Raw genomic sequence first — 16,829 nt, forward strand, 5'->3', positions numbered from 1 at the left:
GGCTTTCTGATTCTCAACCACGGGCCACCTCCAGGCAGGTATCGACCACATTACGGGTGGCATCGGGTTTGGCCAGGCGGCGCGCGGCGCCAGCCATATCGTTGAGTCGTTGTGGCTGCATCAAGACCTCTGTCAGGCGTGCAGCGAGATCCGCTGCGCCAGTCGTTCTTTGCGGCATCAGGAAGGCAGCGCCCTCCTGTGCCAAATAATCGGCGTTGCGGGTCTGGTGATCGTCGATCGCGTGGGGCAAAGGCACCAGCATCGAGGGCAGACCAGCGGCGGCCAGTTCACTGACGGTCAGCGCGCCTGCGCGACAAACCACCAGGTCGGCCCAGCCATAGGCGTGGGCCATGTCTTTGATGAAAGGCTGCACCTGCGCCTCGACACCGGCAGCGCGGTAACGCTCAGCAGTCACTTCATCGTGGTGTTTGCCGGCCTGATGAAACACTTCCGGGCGCAGGTCGGGGGCGACCAGCGACAGGGCTTCAGGCAGCAACTTGTTCAACGGCTCTGCGCCCAGGCTTCCGCCCAGGATCAGCAAACGCGCCTTGCGTCCGGCCAGGGCCTGACGCGGTGTCTCGAGGAACAGCTCGGTGCGTACCGGATTCCCGGTGGTACGCCGACCGTCCGACAGGGTAAAGGTGTCGGGGAACGCTTCACAGACTCGGGCGGCCAACGGCACCAGCAACCGATTAGCGGTACCCGCCACCGCGTTCTGCTCGTGAACGATCACCGGCACGCCCGCCAGTTTCGCGGCCACGCCACCGGGGCCGGTCACATAACCGCCAAAGCCCAGCACGCAAACTGGCTTCAACTGGCGAATGACCGCCCGCGCCTGCCAGATCGACTTGAGCAGCATGAACGGCGCCTTGAGCAGCGACAGCTTGCTCTTGCCGCGCAGACCGCTGGCATTGATCCGGTGCAACGGCAGACCCGCCGCCGGAACCAGTTCGTTTTCGATGCCGCGTGGCGTCCCGAGCCAGTGCACGGTGTAACCGCGCGCCTGAAACTCGCGGGCACAGGCCAGCGCCGGGAACACGTGGCCACCGGTGCCGCCGGCCATGATCAGCACGTTAGCGCCCATGGGGTGGCTCCTCGGCAAAATCGCTTTCCTTGAATTCCATCTCTTCGCTGCCCAGGTGAGTTCGACTTTCCCACTCGATACGCAACAACAGGCCCAGGCACGCAGAACAGATCACCAGGGAACTGCCGCCGTAGCTGAGGAACGGCAAGGTCAGCCCTTTGGTCGGCAGCAAACCGACGTTCACCCCGATGTTGATCAGGAACTGGCCGATCCACAGGAATGACAAGCCGTACGCGATGTAGGCGGCGAAAAATTGCTTGGCTTTCTCGGCCCAATAACCGATGTACATGCCACGAATACAGACAAAGACGAACAGCGCCACCGTGCACATGGAACCCACGGCACCCAGCTCTTCGGCCAGGACCGAGAACACGAAGTCGGTGTGAGCCTCCGGCAGGTAAAACTGTTTCTGCACGCTGTTGCCCAGGCCTACGCCCAGCCATTCGCCGCGACCAAAAGCGATCAACGCTTGAGACAACTGATAGCCGGCACCGAACTGGTCAGCCCACGGATCCGCAAAGTTGGTCAAGCGCGCCATTCGATACGGCTGCACCTGAATCAACAACACCACCGCCGCAACCGCAAGGACAACCATCAAGGAAAACCGGAACAGCCCGACCCCGCCGAGGAACAGCATTGCCGCAGCAGCCCCCATCATCACAACGGTGGCACCGAAGTCCGGTTCCATCAGCAACAGACCCGCCATCGGCAGCAGAACGATGAACGGCTTGAAGAAGCCCATCCAGCTTTCGCGCACTTCTTTCTGGCGACGCACCAGATAACCGGCGAGGTAGATCACCACGAACACCTTGGCGATCTCGGAAGGCTGAACGTTGAAGAAACTGAAACCGATCCAGCGCATCGAACCGTTCACTTCACGGCCGATCCCCGGAGTGATCACCATCACCAGCAAACCGAACGCACCAATCAGCATCATCCAGCCCAGGCGTTGCCAGGTGGCGATCGGAATCATCATGGTGACGATGCAGGCTCCCAGGCCCAGCACTATGTAGATAAGGTGGCGAATCATGTAGTACAGCGCGCTGCCCGACTGCGCCGCCGCCACTTCGGTCGAGGCCGATGCAATCATGACCAGCCCGAGGCCGAGCAATGCCAGGCAGCCAGCGAGCATCGGGAAGTCGAGGTCGATACCACGCCCGGTGATGAGCGGCGAAGGATACGGCTTGATGATGTTTCTCAGGCTCATGCCAGGTCCTCCACAGCGCGGACGAACTGGTGACCACGTTCTTCGTAGTTCTTGAACATGTCGAAACTGGCGCACGCCGGCGACAGCAACACGGCATCGCCCGGCTCGGCGAGAGCCCGGCATTGCTCGACTGCTTCATCCAGGGAATTGACGCGAATCAGCGGTACGGCATCGCCGATGGCCTGGCCAATCAACCCGGAGTCACGGCCCATCAACACCACGGCACGGCAGTTGGCCGCGACCGGGCCCCGCAGATCCTTGAACTCGGCACCCTTGCCATCGCCGCCAGCGATCAGCACGAGCTTGCCGTCGATGTCCGCCCCCAGGCCTTCGATGGCGGCCAGTGCGGCGCCCACGTTGGTGGCTTTGGAATCGTTGTAGTAACTGACGCCGTCCAGGTCACGAACCCACTGACAACGGTGCTCAAGCCCGGCGAAGGTCCGCAGGCTTGAGAGCATGGCGTCGAACGGCAGGCCGACGGCGTGCCCCAATGCCAACGCCGCCAGGGCGTTGGACTGGTTGTGGGCGCCGCGGACTTTCAATTCGCGCACCGGCATCAGGTTCTGGAATTCGAAGGCCAGGTACTTCTCGCCGTCTTCTTCACGCAGACCAAAGGCCTTGAAATCCGGTTTGCTCAGGCCGAACGTCCAGCACGGCAAGCCTTCGCTCATCAGCGGACGGCTCAAGGCGTCCTGACGGTTGACCACCACCTGTTTCGCCCCTCGGAAAATCCGGTGCTTGGCCAGGTGATAAGCCGGCAGACCGCTGTAGCGATCCATATGGTCTTCGCTGACATTGAGCACGGTGGCCACTTCGGCGCCGAGGTGATCGGTGGTTTCTAGCTGGAAGCTCGAGAGCTCCATCACGTACAACTCGACGTCATCGCTGAGCAGGTCCAGCGCCGGCGTACCGAGGTTACCGCCCACGGCGACACGCTTGCCCGCCGCAGCGGCCATTTCGCCGACCAGGGTGGTCACGGTGCTTTTCGCATTGGAACCGCTGATGGCAATGATCGGCGCTTTCGCGTTACGCGCGAACAGCTCGATGTCGCCGGACAGCTTCACGCCACGGGCCGCGGCCGCTTGCAGGGCCGGTGTCGCCAACGCCAGGCCTGGGCTCACGTAGAGCTCATCGGCGCGGCAGAGAAACTCGACGTCCAGCTCGCCACAACGCACTTCCACGTGCGGGTAATCGCGGCGCAGCGTGACCAGCTCCGGCGGATTTTCCCGCGTATCGGCAACGGCAAAGGACACGCCCCGGTTCGCCAGGAAGCGAACCAGTGACATGCCGCTCTTGCCGAGGCCGACAACGATGCGGAAGTGGTCAGAAGCGATCAGAGACACTCGTTCTACCTCAGCTTCAGGGTGGCAAGGCCGACCAACACGAGAATCACGGTGATGATCCAGAAACGGACGATCACGCGCGGCTCGGGCCAGCCCTTGAGTTCAAAGTGGTGGTGAATCGGTGCCATGCGGAACACACGGCGACCGGTCAGCTTAAAGGAAGCGACCTGAATGACCACTGACAGGGTCTCCATCACGAACACGCCGCCCATGATGAACAGAACGATTTCCTGACGAACGATCACTGCAATGGTGCCCAGGGCCGCGCCCAGCGCCAGTGCACCGACGTCGCCCATGAACACTTGGGCCGGGTAGGTGTTGAACCAGAGGAACCCCAGACCGGCGCCGATCAACGCGCCGCAGAAGACGATCAACTCGCCTGCGCCCGGTACGTAAGGAATCAGCAGGTATTCGGCAAATTTCACGTTACCCGACAGGTAGCAGAAGATCCCCAGTGCGCCGCCGACCATCACGGTTGGCATGATCGCCAGGCCGTCGAGGCCGTCGGTCAGGTTGACCGCGTTGCTGGTGCCGACGATCACGAAGTAGGTCAGGACGATGAAGCCCAGGCCCAGCGGAATGCTGTAATCCTTGAGCATCGGCAGGATCAGCGTGGTTTCGGCCGGGGTTTGCGCCGTCATGTACAGGAAGATCGCCGCGCCGAGGCCGAACACCGATTGCCAGAAATACTTCCAGCGGCTCGGAAGGCCACGGGAGTTTTTCTCGATCACTTTGCGGTAGTCGTCGACCCAGCCAATGGCGCCGAACAACAGGGTTACCAGCAACACCACCCAGACGTAGCGGTTGTGCAGGTCAGCCCAGAGCAAAGTGCTGACGCCGATGGCGGAAAGAATCAGCGCGCCACCCATGGTTGGGGTGCCCGATTTGGAAAGGTGCGATTGCGGGCCGTCGTTACGCACCGACTGACCGATCTGACGATTTTGCAGGGTGCGGATCATCCACGGGCCCAGGCACAGCGACAACGACAACGCGGTCAGTACGCCAAGAATCCCGCGCAGGGTCAGGTACTGGAAGACCGCGAAGCCTTTGTAGAACTGTTGCAGATACTCCGCTAGCAGCAGCAGCATTAATGTTTCTCCCCGCTCGAACCGCACAATGCCGCGACGACGTTTTCCATCGCCGCGCTGCGCGAGCCCTTGATCAAAATAGTGGTGTTTGTTGCGTGCTCGGCGCTCAGCGCCGCGATCAGATCAGCCTGATTGGCGAAGTGATGAGCGTGTTCACCGAAGGCCGTGACGGCATGCGCCATCATCGGACCCACTGCGTAAAGCGCGAAAACCTTGCCGCGGGCATACTCGCCCACTTCGCGGTGCCCCTGCTCCGCCCACTCGCCCAACTCGCCGATATCTCCGAGCACCAGGACGGTGCGGCCGGAAAAGCCGGCGAGTATATCAACGGCGGCGCACATTGAGGTGGGGTTCGCGTTGTAAGTGTCATCAATTACACGCAAGCCGCTGGTCGCCAATTGGGCGACGGCACGGCCCTTGACCGGTTGCACGGCATTCAGGCCCGCGACGATGCCGAACAACGACACGCCCAAGGCATGAGCGGCAGCGGCGGCGGCCATCGCATTGGCGACGTTATGGGTACCGAGCAGGTTCAATTGAACCCGTTCCACACCTTCAGGATTGTGCAGATTGAATGCCGGGCAACCGCGAGCATCGCGGTCAAGATCGCTGGCATGGAAGTCGGCGCTTGGGTTGTTCAGGGCGAAGGTCAGCACTTTGCGACCAGCAGCGCGGGCCTTCCAGATGCCGAACGCCTTGTCGTCGAGATTGAGAACGGCGATGCCATCGGCATCCAGCCCTTCGAGAATCTCGCCCTTGGCTTCAACGATTTTTTCCGGCCCGCCGAACTCGCCGACGTGGGCGGTTCCGGCGTTGTTGATCACGGCCACATGCGGCTTGGTCATGCTGACGGTGTAGGCGATCTCGCCGATACGCGAAGCACCGAGTTCGATGACAGCAGCGGTGTGTTCGGCCGCCAGTTCGAGCAGCGTCAGCGGTACACCGAGGTCGTTGTTCAGGTTGCCACGGGTCGCCAGCACCGGCCCGCGCGTGCGCAGGATGCTCGCGAGCATTTCCTTGACGGTGGTCTTGCCGCTGGAACCGGTAATCGCCGCCACCGGATTCGAATAGGCCGCACGGTTCAGCGCGCCGAGTTCGCCCAAGGCCTGACGGGTATCTTTTACCAGCAGTTGCGGCAATGTGCTGTTCGCCACTTCACGCTCGACCAGGGCTGCGACCGCGCCTTTGGCGGCCACGTCGTTCAGGTAGTCATGACCGTCGAAACGTGGTCCGGTCAGGGCAACAAACAGCTGGCCTGGCTTGATAGCCCGGCTGTCGATGCTCACGCCATCGAAACGGCTATCGGCGGCGAGTACACGACCGGCCAACGGACCTGCCACATCACTCAGCAACAGGGCCTTAAGCATGGGCCACCTCCCAGGCGGTCAAGGCACGATCGGCCTCCACCAGGTCGGAGAAATCATGGCGTTCGCCGTTGATTTCCTGATAGTCCTCGTGACCTTTGCCCGCGAGAACGATCACATCATCCGCCGACGCACTGGCGATCAACTGGGCAATCGCCTGACCACGGCCGGCGACGAAACGAACGTTATCCACAGCCGTGAAACCGGCGCGGATGTCGTCGAAGATGCGTGCAGGGTCTTCGGTGCGCGGGTTGTCGTCGGTGACCAGAACGCCATCGGCCAGGCGCTCTACCACTTCGGCCATCAGCGGACGCTTGCCGCGATCGCGATCACCGCCACACCCGAACAGGCAGAGCAACTTGCCCTTGGCGTGCGGACGCAGAGCGGTCAGGACTTTTTCCAGGGCATCCGGGGTATGGGCGTAATCGACCACCACCAGCGGTTGAGAACCGCCGCCCAGGCGCTGCATGCGACCGGCCGGACCTTCGAGCTTCGGCAGCACGCGCAGGATTTCATCCAGCGCGTAGTCCAGCCCCAGCAAGGCGCCGACAGCCGCCAGCACGTTGCTCAGGTTGAAGCGCCCCAGCAAGGTACTGCGCAAATGGTGCTCGCCTTGAGGCGTGACCAATGTGGCGCGCACGCCTTCATCGTCGAACTGAGCCTCACGGCAGTACAGGTAAGCGCTGGCATCTTCCAGGCTGTAGGTAATCAGTCGAGACTCGCGTTTTTCGGCAGCCAGTTGGCGACCGAACTCGTCGTCAAGGTTGATGACACGGCACTTGAGGTCATTCCAGGCGAACAGCTTGGCCTTGGCGTCGCCGTAGGCCTGCATGGTGCCGTGGTAGTCCAGATGATCGCGGGACAGATTGGTCAGCACCGCCACATCGAAGGCCAGCGCGGTAACGCGGCCCTGATCCAGACCGTGGGACGATACTTCCATGGCCACGGCTTTGGCGCCGGCCTTTTTCAGGTCGCCGAGGGTGGCTTGCACCGCAATCGGGTTGGGCGTGGTGTGCAGGCCGCTTTGCAGCGCGCCGTAGAAACCGGTGCCCAGGGTGCCGACGATACCGCAGTGCTGACCCAGCAGGTCCAGTGCCTGCGCAACCAATTGGGTCACGCTGGTTTTGCCGTTGGTGCCGGTCACGCCGACCAGATTCAGGTGGCGGCTCGGGTCGCCGTAAAAACGCCCGGCGATGTCCGACAGTTGCTCGGCCAGGCCCTTGACCGGGATCAGCGGCACGTCAGTAATCGGCAGCACCGTCACGCCTTCGACTTCGTAAGCCACGGCGGCTGCGCCACGCTGCAAGGCATCGGCGATGTGCGCGCGACCATCGAGTTTGCCGCCAGGAACGGCGAGAAACAGATCGCCAGCCCGCACGTTACGGCTGTCCAGGGTCAGCTCGCGAATCAGCAGATCACGACCAGCGTGGGCGAAAATCTTGTTCAGGCTCAGAGACATCAGCCACGCCCTCCATTGGCTTTAACGGGAATGACCGGTGCAGCGTTGGCTTGCTGGGTCGGCGGCAGGTTGTCCGGGGTGATATTCATCAGGCGCAGGGTGCCGGACATCACTTTGCTGAACACCGGCGCAGAGACCAGGCCGCCGAAGTAGCCAGCCTTGCTCGGCTCATCGATGACCACCACGATGGCATAACGCGGATCACTCATCGGGCCGAAACCGGCAAACAGCGAACGGTAGGAGTTCTCGGCGTAGCCTTTGGTGCCCACCGACGTTTTACGCGCAGTACCGGATTTTCCGGCCACGTGGTAAGCCGGCACTTGTGCACGGAACACGCCACGTGGGGCCTCGATCACTTGCTGCAACATGCCCTGCATGGTTTTCGCAACCTTCTCCGGAATCACCTGGGTGGTTTGCGGAGTCTTGTCGGTCTTGATCAGGGTCAGCGGCGCGATACGGCCGTTGTTGGCCAACGCCGAGAAGGCGTGGACCAGTTGAATGGCGGTCACCGAGAGGCCGTAGCCGTACGACAACGTAGCTGTCTCGGCTTTGCGCCATTCGCGATAGTTCGGCAGGTTGCCGACGCGCTCGCCCGGGAACCCCAGGCCGGTGTCCTGGCCGAGGCCGATTTTCTGCGCCAGGCGGAAAATGGTTTCACCGCCAATATCGAAGGCGACCTTACTCATGCCCACGTTACTGGAGTTGATCAGAATGCCGGTCAGGTCGAGCACCGGGCCTTCTGTCTTGGAAACGTCGCGAATGGTGTATTTGCCCAGTTGCAGGGTGCCCGGATAAACCTCGACGGTATCGCTCGGCTTCCAGCGGCCAGTTTCCAGCGCCGCGCTCATGGAGATCGCTTTCATGGTCGAGCCCGGCTCGAACACGTCGATCATGGCGCGGTTACGCATCATTGCCGGTTGCAGGTTGCGACGGTTGTTCGGGTTGTAGGTCGGCTGGTTGACCATGGCGAGGATCTCGCCGGTCTTCACGTCCATGATCACCAGGCTGCCAGCCTTGGCACCGTTCTCGACGATGGCGTTGCGCAGCTCGCGGTTGGCCAGGTATTGCAGGCGCAGGTCAATCGACAACGCCAAGGGCTTGCCGGCCTTGGCGTTTTTGGTGACCTGTACATCTTTAATGAGTCTGCCGCGACGGTCCTTGATGACCTGACGTTTGCCGGCAACTCCGGCCAGCCATTCGTCATAGGCCAATTCGACGCCTTCCCGACCACGGTCATCAATGTCGGTAAAACCGACCATGTGGGCGGTGACCTCACCGGCCGGATAGAAACGCCGGAACTCTTCAATGCCATAAACGCCTGGCACTTTAAGGTCGAGCACAACCTGGCCCTGCTCGGGGGTCAACCCGCGCACCAGGTAAATGAATTCTTTGTTGGCCTGGGCTTCAAGACGCTCGGTCAGTGCCTTCGGGTCCTGCCCCAACGCAGCGGCCAATGCCGGCCACTTGTCCTTGGCCAGTTGCATTTCCTTGGCATTGGCCCACAGCGTAGTGACCGGGGTACTCACGGCCAACGGCTCGCCGTTGCGGTCGGTGATCAAACCGCGGTGAGCCGGAATCGGGATGTGGCGAAGGCTGCGCGCATCGCCCTGACCGATGAGGAAATCGCGGTCGACCACTTGCAGGTCGATAATACGCCAGGCGATCGCGCCGACCATCAGTGCCAGCAGCCCCAGCACCACACGGAATCGCCAGGGATAGAGGGCGCCCTCGAGTTTCATCATGGCGCCACCATGCGGACTTCTGCCGCGCCCGGGATGTGCATCTTCAACTGCTCGCTCGCCAGCACTTCGATACGGCTGTGCGCGGTCCAGGTACTTTGCTCAAGAATCAACCGACCCCATTCGGCTTGCGCCTTGTCACGCACGCTCAATTCGCCATACAGCGCGTTCAGCAACTGACGGTTCCAGTGGGCGCTGTAAGACACCGCAATCGCGGACACCAATACGCCGACGAACAGCAAAAGCATGAAAAAGCTTCCGCCAGGAAGTGGCTTGGCGAAAAGCTTGCTCACCGCAGCTTCTCCGCGACGCGCATGACGGCGCTACGGGAACGAGGGTTGGCTTTGAGTTCGGCATCGGAGGCCGTCTGCGCTTTGCCATGGACTTTGATTTTGGGTTCGAAAGCGACGTGTCGCACCGGCAGATTGCGCGGCAGGTTATCGGCTTCGCCTTTCACCAGCTTGCGCATGAACAGTTTGACGATGCGGTCTTCCAAGGAGTGAAAGCTGATGACCACCAGACGGCCACCAATCTCCAGGCATTCCATCGCGGCTTCAAGGCCGGTTTCCAGATCGCCCAGTTCGTTATTCACATGAATACGCAGGCCCTGGAACGCACGGGTTGCCGGGTTCTTGCCCTTCTCCCACGCCGGGTTCGCAACTTTCAGGACTTCAGCCAGGTCGCCCGTACGCTCGAACGGCTTGATATCACGACGCTCGGCCACGGCGCGCGCCATACGACCGGAGAAACGCTCCTCACCGTATTCCTTGAACACACGGGCAATTTCTTCAACGGGGGCGGTGTTGACGAATTCGGCAGCGCTGATCCCGCGAGACGGGTCCATGCGCATATCGAGCGGGCCGTCATTGAGAAAACTGAAGCCGCGCTCAGGGTCGTCGAGCTGTGGCGAAGAGACGCCCAGATCGAGCAGAACGCCGCTGACCTTGCCGGCCAGGCCGCGCTCGGCAACTTCCGAACCCAGCTCGGCAAAGCTGCGCTGCACAACGACAAAGCGGCCGTCTTCGGCCGCTAGCGTTTGCCCGGTGGCAATCGCCTGAGGATCTTTATCGAACCCCAGCAACCGTCCATCAGGACCGAGCTGGCTGAGTATCAGGCGGCTATGTCCGCCGCGCCCGAATGTGCCATCCAGATAGCAACCATCAGGGCGTACAGCGAGAGCCTCGACGGCTTCGTCAAGCAGTACGGTGATGTGGTTAAAGCCGCTATCAATAGTCACAGGATCAAATCACGCAGTTCATCAGGCATGGCGCCCGGTTGTTGAATAGCAGCCAGGTCCGCAGCAGAAACCGCGTTCCAGGCATCCTCGTCCCACAATTGGAACTTGTTCAGTTGGCCTACCAACATCGCGTGCTTATCCAACTTGGCATAGTCGCGCAGACGTGGTGGAACCAGAAAACGACCACTGCCATCGAGCTCGAGGTCGACGGCGTTACCAATCAGCAAACGCTGCAAACGGCGGTTTTCTTCGCGAAGCGAAGGCAGTGCGCGCAGTTTGGTTTCAATCAGCTCCCACTCATCGAGCGGGTAAACACACAAACAAGGGTCAACAGCGTCGATCGTGACGATCAACTGCCCGGAACTTCGCGAAACGAGCTCGTCACGATACCGGCTCGGCATAGCGAGTCGGCCTTTTGCATCGAGACTGATAGCGTTGGCTCCGCGAAACACGTCTGCGTTTCTCCAAATATTAGCGTTTTACGCTCAAAAAACCCACTTCATGCCACTTTCCGCCACTTGCGCACACTATAGGAATGCGCCCACTACACCGTCAAGGCGCGGATTAAAGGAAAACCCTTACAGAACGGAGATTTAGGAGCGTAAGAGGAGGGGTAACGAGAATTTGGCGGAGGATTTTGCCCAATAACTTCAATCCACTCAGAAAGCTAGACTCAGAAGTTAAAGTAATTTGTTAAGAGTAAGATTTTTTCGGTATTACAAAAGCGCTTCTGCTAGTGATTCAAGCAGGGAGGGAAATGGCCACTATCTCGGTGCCACTGCCATGAGATCAAGCAAGTGGCCAATCAGTACTACGGGTGCTTCTGCCGATGATTCAGCAGCAGCGGAAAAAGGTGGAGAGTCGATCTGTAAGCCGGGTTCTGTCTTGAACAGTCATTCGTCTACGATGGCCATCACTGGACATCTTTAGCAACCTACCCGGTCCCAGCGCGGGCCACGCCTTGGGACCCTATTTGGTCTTGCTCCAAGTGGGGTTTACCTAGCCACGAACTGTTGCCAGACGTGCGGTGCGCTCTTACCGCACCTTTTCACCCTTACCGGCGCCGAAGCGCTTAGGCGGTTATTTTCTGTGGCACTTTCCGTAGGCTCACGCCTCCCAGGCATTACCTGGCACTTCGCCCTATGGAGCCCGGACTTTCCTCCCCCCCCTAATTTTCATAGAGGGCAGCGACTGTCCGATCGACTCTCCGTCGCGAAGGTTAACGGCAGAGCGGCCGAAGAACAAGCGCTAAAAGCCTTTTGCCGCTCTGCAACCCGCGTTGTTACTCGGCTTTTTGTTTTTCCAGTGCCACCTGATACAGCACATTCTTGCGCTCGCCAGTGATTTGCGCTGCCAGCGCCGCCGCACGCTTGAGCGGCATCTCTTCGAGCAGCAGATTCAAAATACGCATCGCCTCGCTGCTGACCGCATCTTCGGTTTCGGGCGCCGTCCAGCCAGCCACCAACACCACACACTCGCCGCGCTGCTGATTGCTGTCGGCCTCGACAAAGGCCCGCAGCTCAGCCAACGGCAGCCCTTTAAGTGTTTCGAAGGTTTTGGTCAGCTCACGCGCCAGCAAGGCCGGACGTTCAGGACCGAACACCAACTCCATATCTTGCAGGCACTCAAGAATCCGGTGCGGCGCTTCATAGAAGATCAGCGTGCGCGGTTCTTCCTTTATAGCTTCCAGGCGCGCCCGACGCCCCACCGCTTTGGCCGGCAAGAAACCTTCGAAAATAAACCTGTCCGAGGGCAGTCCCGCCGCCGACAACGCGGCGATCAACGCACACGCACCCGGAACCGGCACCACACTGATACCCGCCGCGCGCGCCTGACGCACCAAGTGATAGCCCGGATCGGAAATCAGCGGCGTCCCGGCATCGGAGATCAGCGCAACATTGTCGCCGGCCAGCAACCGCGTGATAAAGCGACTGCCTTCATCGCGCTCATTGTGCTCATGGCACGCTGCCAGCGGTGTAGCGATCCCGAAGTGCTGCAACAAACGCAACGAATGGCGGGTATCTTCAGCGGCGATCAACGCCACCTCGCGCAAGATTTTCAGCGCCCGCGCACTGATGTCGTCCAGGTTGCCGATGGGCGTCGCCACCACATAAAGCGAGCCAGCAGCAGAATTCAAAGCACCTGGAGCAGTCAAAACGCACACCTCATGATCGGTAAAACCGGCATTGTAGCGCGTAGAAGCACTTTGAATGCGTGCGGCAGAAATCTTGCGACGCAGGCTTTTCTCGGGTCCGGCAACATTTACACGACCTAAATTGACCGTTTAACGCCAGTAACATCGCGCCCCGGCCAGCGCTTGGGTACAATTCGACGCTAATTTGATCGAGTATCAGGAACACTTACATGATCGCTTGCCTGCGGCTGCTCTCTGCCCTTTGCCTCGCTGCCCTGTTGGCGGCTTGCGCCAGCTCGCCCTCCTCCAGCCTTGGCGAACTTCCACGGACCCCGGATGCCAGTATCGAGCAATTGCTTGAACAGGCCACCGCCAGCAAATCACCGGACAAGACAGCCTTGCTGCGCTTGAGCGCCGCAGACCTGGCCTACCGCCAGGGCAACGCCGGCAAGTCCGCACAAATTCTGCAACTGGTCCCGCTGGAGCAGTTGAAACCTGGCCAACAGGTTTTCGCCAGCACCCTGGCGGCCGAACTGGCCATGACCCGCAACCAGCCCAAAGCTGCGCTGACCGCATTGAGCCACCCAAGCCTGCAACGCTTGGGCGAGCTGCCGGTGGAGCAACAAGTGCGTACAGGCACTGTTCACGCCCGCGCGCTTGAAGCGGATGGTCAAACACTGGCCGCCGCTCGTGAGCGGATCTTCATCGCACCGCTGCTCAGCGGCGATGCAGCCAGCAAGAACCACGAAAGCATCTGGGCACTGATCGCCTCGTTGCCGACCGAACAGCTGCAACCTGCCAGCACCGACGACCTCGGCGGCTGGTTGAGCCTGGCCCTGGCCGTTAAATCTGCCGGCACCCTGGAGCAACAACAGGCAGCCATCGACAACTGGCGCGCCCAGAATCCCAAGCACCCGGCCGCTATTCAACTGCCGCTGCCACTGACCAAGCTCAAGGAACTGGCCAGCCAGCCACTGAACAAAATCGCCCTGCTGCTGCCGCAAGATGGCCCGCTGGCATCGGTGGCCAAAGCACTGCGCGAAGGCTTCATGGCCGCTCATTACCAGGCTCAACAAGCCGGGCAAAAGCCGCCAAGCATCCAGTTCTATGACAGCTCGCGCCTGACTTCGCTGGACGACTTCTATCGCAAGGCCCAGGCCGATGGCGTGCAACTGGTGATCGGCCCGTTGGAAAAACCACTGGTCAAACAACTCAGCGCCCGCCCGCAACTGCCAATCACTACCCTTGCGCTGAACTACAGCGAAGGCGAACAAGGTCCTGCGCAACTGTTCCAGTTCGGCCTTGCCGCCGAAGACGAAGCCCGCGAAGTTTCGCGTCGCGCACGTGCCGACGGCCTGCATCGCGCCGCTGCCATGGTGCCGAAAGGCGAATGGGGCGATCGCGTGCTCAAAGCCTTCCGTCAGGATTGGGAAGCCAACGGTGGCACGGTGATCGGTATCGAGCGCATTGACCAGCCCGTCGCCCTGGCCCAGCAGATCGCCGACCTGTTCCAGCTGCGTCAAAGCGAAGGTCGCGCCAAGAGCCTGCAAAGCACCGTCGGCACCCAGATCGCCGCCCAGCCTGCACGTCGTCAGGATATCGAGTTCATTTTCCTTGCCGGCACGCCTCAGCAGGCCCAGCAGATCAAACCGACCCTGAACTTCCAGTACGCCGGTGACGTGCCGGTCTATGCCACCTCTCACGTGTACAGCGCCAGCGGTGACCAGAATCAGTACAACGACATGAACGGTATTCGCTTCTGCGAAACCCCATGGTTGCTGGACGCCAACGACCCGCTGCGCAAACAAGTGACTGCACAGTGGCCACAAGCCGGCAGCAGCCTGGGCCGCCTGTACGCCATGGGTGTGGACGCCTATCGCCTGGCGCCTCGCCTGGGCCAGCTCAAAGCGTTGCCGGACAGCCGCATCGAAGGCCAGTCGGGCAGCCTCGCCATGACTCCATCTCAACGTATCCAGCGCCAGTTGCCGTGGGCGCAGTTTGTCAGCGGCCAGGTTCAACGCCTGCCCGATACCCCGCGCTGATGCCCGACAGGTCAAGCCAACAAAGCGGTCGAGATGCCGAAAGCCAGGCGCTCAGGCATCTCCAGCAACAGGGTCTGCGCCTTCTGGCGCAGAACTGGTTGTGTAAACGCGGCGAGCTTGATCTGGTCATGCTTGACGGCGATACAGTAGTATTCGTCGAAGTCCGCTACAGACAAAACACCCAATGGGGTGGCGCGCTCGCCAGCATTGATGCACGCAAGCGTCAGAAACTGATTCTCGCGGCGCAGTATTTTTTGCAGCGCGAGTCACGCTGGGCCAACCATCCCTGTCGTTTCGATGTGGTTGCCATCGACAGCACCGCCGCCCAATTGAACTGGCTACGGAACGCCTTTGACAGCTGAATGCTCTCAGGCAAGGCCGATTTTCACCCTGCACTTTTGCTCTTTGCTTTGCGGGCTGCACATTCCTGTGCCACCACGCCGCGCTACTTAAGGTCACACAGATGGACATGCAATCGCGAATTCGCCAGCTTTTTCAGGCCAGTATCGACACCAAGCAACAGGCGATGGACGTACTTGCACCGCACATCGAGCAAGCCAGCCAGGTGATGGTCAATGCCCTGCTCAACGAAGGCAAAATGCTCTCCTGCGGCAACGGCGGCTCCGCCGGCGATGCCCAGCATTTTTCCTCGGAGCTGCTCAACCGCTTCGAACGTGAGCGCCCGAGCCTGCCTGCCATCGCGCTGACAACCGACAGCTCGACGATCACCTCGATCGCCAACGACTACAGCTACAACGAAATCTTCTCCAAACAGATCCGCGCCCTCGGCCAACCCGGCGACGTACTGCTGGCGATTTCTACCAGCGGCAACTCGGCAAACATTATTCAAGCGATCCAGGCCGCACATGATCGCGAAATGATTGTCGTAGCATTGACCGGTCGCGACGGCGGCGGCATGGCTTCGCTGCTATTGCCCGAAGACGTCGAGATTCGCGTACCGGCCAACGTCACAGCACGTATTCAGGAAGTCCACCTGCTGGCGATCCATTGCCTTTGCGATTTGATCGACAGCCAATTGTTCGGGAGTGAAGAATGACCCCTCATCGCCTTGGCCTTCTGGCCCTGACCCTGTGCCTTGGCATCAGCGGTTGCACCTCGGTGATTACCGCCAGCCGCGAAGCCCCCATTGAAGACGACCGTGGCACCCGCACTTTCGGCAGCAAGATCGATGACTCCTTGATTGATACCAAGGTTGGCGTGAACGTTGCCAAGGCCAACCCGGACCTGGACAACAACTCGCACATCGTCGTCACCAGCTTCAACGGCGTCGTGCTGCTCGCCGGGCAAACCCCACGTGCCGACCTCAAGGAACAGGCCGGGCAAGCCGCAGCCGCCGTTCAGCGCGTCAAGACCGTGCACAACGAACTGCAAATCCTGCAACCGTCTTCGTTGCTGGCCCGCCAGAACGATGCCTGGCTGACCACCAAGATCAAAACCCAGATGCTCACCGACGCCAGCATCCCCGGCTCACGCATCAAAGTCGTGACCGAGAACGGCATCGTCTACCTGCTGGGCCTGCTGACCAAGCAGGAAGCCGCCCAGGCCACCAACCTGGTGCAAGGTGTTTCGGGCGTGCAGAAAATCGTGAAGCTGTTCGAATACATCGACTGATACCTGTCCCACTCGCAGGCTTTGCTCCTGCAGAACGACAGAAGAGCAGGCACAAAAAAGGCGATCCATGTGGATCGCCTTTTTTATTACTTCACAACCTTCAAACTTGGCCGGCCGGTTGGGCGCGGCGGTTCGCTATCGGGTGGCGGCAGATCGTCATCGGGCTCGATCTCTTCCTCGTCGTCCATAGGCGATTCCAGATCAAACACCATGCCCTGGCCGTTCTCCCGGGCGTAAATGCCCAGGATCGCAGCGATAGGCACGTACAGGGTGTGCGGCACGCCGCCGAAACGCCCTTCGAAGCTGACCGCGTCGTTGTCCATGTGCAAGTGACGCACAGCGGCAGGCGAAACGTTCAGGACAATTTGTCCGTCACTGGCAAAACCTTGTGGCACCTGTACAGACGGGTACTCGGAATTGACCAGCATGTGCGGGGTGCAATCGTTGTCCACAATCCACTCGTAGAGCGCGCGGACCAGATAAGGTCGACTGGAGTTCAT

Annotated in this window: 16 protein-coding genes and 1 other RNA gene; 4 read left to right on the top strand and 13 right to left on the bottom strand. The window is 60.6% G+C overall.

The window, feature by feature from the left end; genetic code table 11:
- Nucleotides 1-13 precede the first annotated feature (13 nt).
- The 12 genes from murG to rsmI form a co-directional block, all read right to left on the bottom strand.
- Entirely contained in the window at nucleotides 14-1,084 is a 1,071-nt protein-coding gene (gene murG / locus AABM54_RS21225; protein WP_347901940.1) for an undecaprenyldiphospho-muramoylpentapeptide beta-N-acetylglucosaminyltransferase, read from the bottom strand.
- A complete protein-coding gene (gene ftsW / locus AABM54_RS21230) occupies nucleotides 1,074-2,285 on the bottom strand; it encodes a putative lipid II flippase FtsW (RefSeq protein ID WP_347906271.1) in 1,212 nt (403 codons plus the stop codon). The genes murG and ftsW overlap by 11 nt, the downstream gene beginning before the upstream one ends.
- Nucleotides 2,286-2,287: 2 nt before the next feature.
- Nucleotides 2,288-3,634: a UDP-N-acetylmuramoyl-L-alanine--D-glutamate ligase gene (murD, locus tag AABM54_RS21235; protein WP_347901941.1), complete on the bottom strand. Its 1,347-nt coding sequence runs from the start codon at nucleotides 3,632-3,634 to the stop codon at nucleotides 2,288-2,290.
- Nucleotides 3,635-3,639: 5 nt separating this feature from the next.
- The gene (mraY, locus tag AABM54_RS21240; protein WP_347901942.1) at nucleotides 3,640-4,722 is read right to left on the bottom strand and encodes a phospho-N-acetylmuramoyl-pentapeptide-transferase; all 1,083 of its coding nucleotides are present in this window, start codon (nucleotides 4,720-4,722) and stop codon (nucleotides 3,640-3,642) included.
- Entirely contained in the window at nucleotides 4,722-6,089 is a 1,368-nt protein-coding gene (gene murF / locus AABM54_RS21245; RefSeq protein WP_347901943.1) for a UDP-N-acetylmuramoyl-tripeptide--D-alanyl-D-alanine ligase, read from the bottom strand. Before murF ends, mraY begins: the two co-directional genes overlap by 1 nt.
- Entirely contained in the window at nucleotides 6,082-7,545 is a 1,464-nt protein-coding gene (locus AABM54_RS21250; protein ID WP_347901944.1) for a UDP-N-acetylmuramoyl-L-alanyl-D-glutamate--2,6-diaminopimelate ligase, read from the bottom strand. The genes murF and AABM54_RS21250 overlap by 8 nt, the downstream gene beginning before the upstream one ends.
- Nucleotides 7,545-9,284: a penicillin-binding protein 2 gene (locus AABM54_RS21255; RefSeq protein WP_347906272.1), complete on the bottom strand. Its 1,740-nt coding sequence runs from the start codon at nucleotides 9,282-9,284 to the stop codon at nucleotides 7,545-7,547. The genes AABM54_RS21250 and AABM54_RS21255 overlap by 1 nt, the downstream gene beginning before the upstream one ends.
- The gene (ftsL, locus tag AABM54_RS21260) at nucleotides 9,284-9,577 is read right to left on the bottom strand and encodes a cell division protein FtsL (RefSeq protein ID WP_347901945.1); all 294 of its coding nucleotides are present in this window, start codon (nucleotides 9,575-9,577) and stop codon (nucleotides 9,284-9,286) included. The genes AABM54_RS21255 and ftsL overlap by 1 nt, the downstream gene beginning before the upstream one ends.
- Complete coding sequence (gene rsmH / locus AABM54_RS21265; protein ID WP_347906273.1) at nucleotides 9,574-10,515, bottom strand: 16S rRNA (cytosine(1402)-N(4))-methyltransferase RsmH; 942 nt, start codon at nucleotides 10,513-10,515, stop codon at nucleotides 9,574-9,576. Before rsmH ends, ftsL begins: the two co-directional genes overlap by 4 nt.
- A gap of 2 nt (nucleotides 10,516-10,517) precedes the next feature.
- Nucleotides 10,518-10,973, bottom strand: a complete 456-nt coding sequence (mraZ, locus tag AABM54_RS21270) for a division/cell wall cluster transcriptional repressor MraZ (protein ID WP_347901946.1) — start codon at nucleotides 10,971-10,973, stop codon at nucleotides 10,518-10,520.
- Between the two features lie 401 nt (nucleotides 10,974-11,374).
- Nucleotides 11,375-11,728: RNase P RNA component class A (gene rnpB, locus AABM54_RS21275), an RNA gene on the bottom strand.
- 75 nt (nucleotides 11,729-11,803) lie between these two features.
- On the bottom strand, nucleotides 11,804-12,676 hold the full coding sequence (rsmI, locus tag AABM54_RS21280) for a 16S rRNA (cytidine(1402)-2'-O)-methyltransferase (protein ID WP_347901947.1): 873 nt from the start codon (nucleotides 12,674-12,676) through the stop codon (nucleotides 11,804-11,806).
- 209 nt (nucleotides 12,677-12,885) lie between these two features.
- On the opposite strand from rsmI, the gene AABM54_RS21285 reads away from it, so the two are divergent.
- From AABM54_RS21285 to AABM54_RS21300, 4 genes are all read left to right on the top strand, one after another.
- Nucleotides 12,886-14,697, top strand: a complete 1,812-nt coding sequence (locus tag AABM54_RS21285) for a penicillin-binding protein activator (RefSeq protein ID WP_347901948.1) — start codon at nucleotides 12,886-12,888, stop codon at nucleotides 14,695-14,697.
- On the top strand, nucleotides 14,697-15,059 hold the full coding sequence (locus AABM54_RS21290; protein WP_347901949.1) for a YraN family protein: 363 nt from the start codon (nucleotides 14,697-14,699) through the stop codon (nucleotides 15,057-15,059). The genes AABM54_RS21285 and AABM54_RS21290 overlap by 1 nt, the downstream gene beginning before the upstream one ends.
- 101 nt (nucleotides 15,060-15,160) lie before the next feature.
- Complete coding sequence (locus AABM54_RS21295) at nucleotides 15,161-15,754, top strand: phosphoheptose isomerase (RefSeq protein WP_007904374.1); 594 nt, start codon at nucleotides 15,161-15,163, stop codon at nucleotides 15,752-15,754.
- On the top strand, nucleotides 15,751-16,329 hold the full coding sequence (locus AABM54_RS21300; RefSeq protein ID WP_347901950.1) for a BON domain-containing protein: 579 nt from the start codon (nucleotides 15,751-15,753) through the stop codon (nucleotides 16,327-16,329). Before AABM54_RS21295 ends, AABM54_RS21300 begins: the two co-directional genes overlap by 4 nt.
- An 86-nt stretch (nucleotides 16,330-16,415) precedes the next feature.
- Here AABM54_RS21300 and AABM54_RS21305 read toward each other — a convergent pair whose 3' ends face one another.
- A complete protein-coding gene (locus tag AABM54_RS21305) occupies nucleotides 16,416-16,829 on the bottom strand; it encodes a ClpXP protease specificity-enhancing factor (protein ID WP_347901951.1) in 414 nt (137 codons plus the stop codon).

Origin of the sequence: Pseudomonas purpurea (assembly GCF_039908635.1) — a bacterium.
GTDB lineage: Bacteria > Pseudomonadota > Gammaproteobacteria > Pseudomonadales > Pseudomonadaceae > Aquipseudomonas > Aquipseudomonas purpurea.

Bases quoted from the DNA above. Each gene is read 5' to 3' on its own strand.
- murF (WP_347901943.1), bottom strand. From the start codon at position 6,089: ATGCTTAAGGCCCTGTTGCTGAGTGATGTGGCAGGTCCGTTGGCCGGT.
- mraY (WP_347901942.1), bottom strand. From the start codon at position 4,722: ATGCTGCTGCTGCTAGCGGAGTATCTGCAACAGTTCTACAAAGGCTTC.
- AABM54_RS21300 (WP_347901950.1), top strand. From the start codon at position 15,751: ATGACCCCTCATCGCCTTGGCCTTCTGGCCCTGACCCTGTGCCTTGGC.
- AABM54_RS21295 (WP_007904374.1), top strand. From the start codon at position 15,161: ATGGACATGCAATCGCGAATTCGCCAGCTTTTTCAGGCCAGTATCGAC.
- AABM54_RS21290 (WP_347901949.1), top strand. From the start codon at position 14,697: ATGCCCGACAGGTCAAGCCAACAAAGCGGTCGAGATGCCGAAAGCCAG.
- AABM54_RS21285 (WP_347901948.1), top strand. From the start codon at position 12,886: ATGATCGCTTGCCTGCGGCTGCTCTCTGCCCTTTGCCTCGCTGCCCTG.
- murG (WP_347901940.1), bottom strand. From the start codon at position 1,084: ATGGGCGCTAACGTGCTGATCATGGCCGGCGGCACCGGTGGCCACGTG.
- AABM54_RS21305 (WP_347901951.1), bottom strand. From the start codon at position 16,829: ATGAACTCCAGTCGACCTTATCTGGTCCGCGCGCTCTACGAGTGGATT.
- AABM54_RS21255 (WP_347906272.1), bottom strand. From the start codon at position 9,284: ATGAAACTCGAGGGCGCCCTCTATCCCTGGCGATTCCGTGTGGTGCTG.
- AABM54_RS21250 (WP_347901944.1), bottom strand. From the start codon at position 7,545: ATGTCTCTGAGCCTGAACAAGATTTTCGCCCACGCTGGTCGTGATCTG.